Source organism: Kitasatospora sp. NPDC003701 (assembly GCF_053587085.1).
The window spans coordinates 1-3,863 of record NZ_JBSFNM010000150.1; the positions used below are offsets into that span (position 1 = coordinate 1).

At 73.8% G+C, this 3,863-nt stretch carries 1 protein-coding gene; it reads right to left on the bottom strand.

Features of this window, described 5'->3' with window-relative positions; genetic code table 11:
* Window positions 1-3,863 (bottom strand): type I polyketide synthase (locus ACWDRR_RS44190; protein ID WP_449778002.1); only part of this gene is annotated, 3,863 nt, incomplete at both ends.

Sequence of the window (3,863 nt, forward strand, 5' to 3'; positions counted from 1 at the left end):
ACGGCCCGGAACTCGCCCAGCATCGGGTCCATCAGCGGCGAGTGGAAGGCGTGCGAGACCCGCAGCCGGCTCGCCTTGCGACCCTGCGCCTCGAAGTGGGCCCGGACCCGCTCCACCGCCTCCTCGGTACCCGAGACCACCACCGACGACGGGCCGTTGACCGCCGCGACCGAGACAAACTCGTCCAGCAGCGGCAGGACTTCCTGCTCCGTCGCCCGGACGGCGAGCATCGCGCCGCCCTCCGGCAGCGCCTGCATCAACCGACCCCGCGCCGCCACCAGCGCGCAGGCGTCCGCCAGCGAGAACACCCCCGCCACATGCGCGGCCGCCACCTCACCGATCGAGTGCCCCGCCACGAAGTCCGGCCGCACACCCCAGGACTCGACCAGCCGGAACAACGCCACCTCGACCGCGAACAGCGCCGCCTGGGCATGCACCGTCCGATCGAGCAACGACGGGTCCGACCCCCACACCACCTCACGCACCGACTCGAAGCCCGGCTCCGCACAGACCGCGTCGAACGCCGCCGCGAACACCTGGAACCGGCCGTACAACTCCCGCCCCATGCCAAGCCGTTGCGACCCCTGCCCGGAGAACAGGAACGCCAGGAGTCCTGTCGACCGTGTCGCCGTGGCCGACTCCCCGCGCGCCAGCGCACCGAGCCCGGCGAGCAGTTCGTCCCGGTCCGCGGCGACGACCACCGCACCGTGGTCCAGCACGGCCCTGGTGGTGCCCAGGGAGTACGCGAGGTCGACCGGACGGAGAGCGGGCTCCCGGGTGGCCAGCGCGAGCAGTCGCTCGGCCTGCGCCCGAAGCGCCTCCGGCGTCGCGGCCGTCACCACGCAGGGCGCCGGCGGGGCCGCGACCGACGGCGCGGACGGGCCGCCGGCGGCCGGCACGGACGCGGGTGCCTCCTCCACCAGCACGTGCGCATTGGTACCGCTGATCCCGAAGGACGAGACACCCGCGCGGCGCGGACGGTCGCCCGCGCTCCACTCCCTGGTCTCGGTCAGCAGCCGGACCGCACCCACCGACCAGTCGACCTGGCGGGTCGGTTCGTCCACGTGGAGCGTGGACGGCAGGACCCCGTGGCGCATCGCCATCACCATCTTGATCACACCCGCGACACCCGCCGCCGCCTGGGTGTGACCGATGTTCGACTTCACCGAGCCCAGCCACAGCGGGTGCTCGGCCGACCGGTTCCGGCCGTAGGTCGCCAGCAGTGCCTGCGCCTCGATCGGGTCACCGAGCCTGGTCCCGGTGCCGTGCGCCTCCACCACGTCGATCTGGTCGGCCGCCAGCCGGGCGTTGGCCAGGGCTTGGCGGATCACCCGGCGCTGGGACGGGCCGTTCGGTGCGGTGAGGCCGTTGCTCGCGCCGTCCTGGTTGACCGCCGAGCCGCGGACCAGGGCCAGCACGGTGTGGCCGTTGCGCACCGCGTCCGAGAGCCGCTCGACCACCAGGAAGCCCGCGCCCTCGGCGAATCCGGTGCCGTCGGCAGCGGTGGCGAAGGACTTGCACCGGCCGTCGGAGGCGAGCGCCCCCTGCCGGCCGAACTCGGCGAACACTCCGGGGGTCGCCATCACGGTGACGCCACCGGTCACGGCCAGCGAGCACTCCCCCTGGCGCAGGGCCTGCACCGCGAGGTGCAGCGCCACCAGCGAGGAGGAGCAGGCGGTGTCCACCGAGACGGCCGGCCCTTCGAGGCCGAGCTTGTAGGACACCCGGCCCGAGACCACGCTGCCGTTGCCGTCGCTGCCCGGGTAGTCGTGGTACATCACCCCGGCGAACACGCCGGTGCGCGAACCCCGCAGCGAGGTGGGGTCGATCCCCGCCCGCTCCAGCGCCTCCCAGGACAGTTCGAGGGTCAACCGCTGCTGCGGGTCCATCGCCAGGGCCTCGCGCGGGGAGATCCCGAAGAAGCCCGGGTCGAACGCGGCCGCTCCGTCCAGGAAGCCGCCCTCGCGGGTGTAGTGGCCGGCCGGGCCGTCGCCGCGGGGATCGCGTACCGACGCGAGGTCCCAGCCGCGGTCGGTCGGGAACCCGGAGATCCCGTCACCGCCGGACGCCACCAGCTGCCACAGCTCCTCGGGGCTGCTCACACCGCCGGGGTAGCGGCAGGACATCCCGACGATGGCGATCGGCTCGTGCCGGCCGGCGGCAAGCCTGCGGTTGTGCACGCGCAGCCGGGCGACCTCCTGCCGTACGGCGCCCAGCTCGCCGGCGTCGGCCTCCCCGTGCTGGTCGCCGGCGGTATCGGCCTCGCCGGCCTGGTGGTCGACCTCGGCGTACCCGGCTTCCGTGAAGGCCGCGGGTCGTACGTCCGCCAGCTCCAGCAGGTTGTCGATCAGCCCCGCGTCGCGCAGCCGGCTGGTCGGGATCGAGCGGAGGGCCGAGCGGATCTCGTCCTCACCGCCGTTGTCGCCGTCGCCCTCGTCGAGGATCGTGAGGATGTGGTCGGCGACCGCCCGGGCGTTGGGGTGGTCGAAGGCCAGGGTGGCCGGCAGGCGCAGTCCGGTGCGGGCGTTGAGGTGGTTGCGCAGTTCGGTCGCGGCCAGCGAGTCGAAGCCGAGCTCCTGGAAGGCCCGCTCCGGCTCGATCGCCTCGGCCGAGGCATGACCCAGCACACCGGCGACCTGCGCACGCACCATCCGCAGCACCTCCCGCTGCCGCTCGCCCGCGCTCAGGCCGACGAGGCGCTCGCCCAGCGAGGCGCCGGGTGCGGACGGGTCGGCCGCCGCCGCGCGGCGCACCGTCGGCACCAGGCCGCGCAGCAGGGCGGGGACGTCGTCGGTGCGGTTCCGCAGCGCGGTGGTGTCGACGCGGATCGGGACCACGGTGGCCCGGTCGGTGTGCAGCGCGGCAGCGAACAGCGCCAGCCCCGCCTCGTGCGTGAGCGCGGGGACGCCTTGGGCGGCCATCCGCTTGCGGTCGACCTCGGTGAGGAACTCGCCGAGGCCCGCTCCGACCTCCCAGAGGCCGAAGGCCATCGCGGTGGCCGGCAGGCCCTCGGCGCGTCGCCGGGTGGCGAGCGCATCGAGGAAGACGTTCGCCGCCGCGTAGTTGCCCTGGCCCGCCGTCAGCACCAGACCACCGGCGGACGAGAACAGCACGAACGCCGCCAGATCCATGTCCCGCGTCAACTCGTGCAGATACCAGGCCGCATCAGCCTTCGGCGCCAACACGGCTTCCAGCTGCTGGCGGGTGAGCGAGCTCATCAGCGCACTGTCGCCGATGCCGGCGGCGTGCACCACCGCCGTCAGCGGCCGCTCGGCCACGATCCCGCCGACCAGCGCGGCCAGCGCCACCCGGTCCGAGACATCACACGCCACGATCCGCACCCGAGCGCCCAGCTCTTGCAGCTCGGCCCCTAGCTCCGCCGCACCCGGGGCGTCCGGACCACGACGACTGGTCAACACCAGATGCCGCACACCACGCTCGCGCACCAGGTACCGGGCCACCACCGCACCCAGACCACCCGTACCACCCGTGATCAACACCGAGCCCCCGGCGTCAAACGCCACCACTTCGGACTCCGCGGCACGCAACCGGACCAGGCGCGGGACCAGCACCTCACCCGCACGCACCGCCGACTCCGGCTCACCCGTGACCACCGCCTCCACCGCGAGGGCGAGATCGGCACCCGGCTCCAGGTCCACCACCAGGAACCGCCCCGGATTCTCCGCCTGCGCCGACCTCAGCAGACCCCACACCGGAGCCTGCACCACATCCAGCCCCTCACCCTCCCGGACCGCCACCCCACCACGCGTCACCACCACCAACCGCGAACCCGCGAACCGCTCGTCACCCAGCCAGGACTGCACCACCCCCAGCACCCGACCCGCCAACGCCCGCACCCCGGA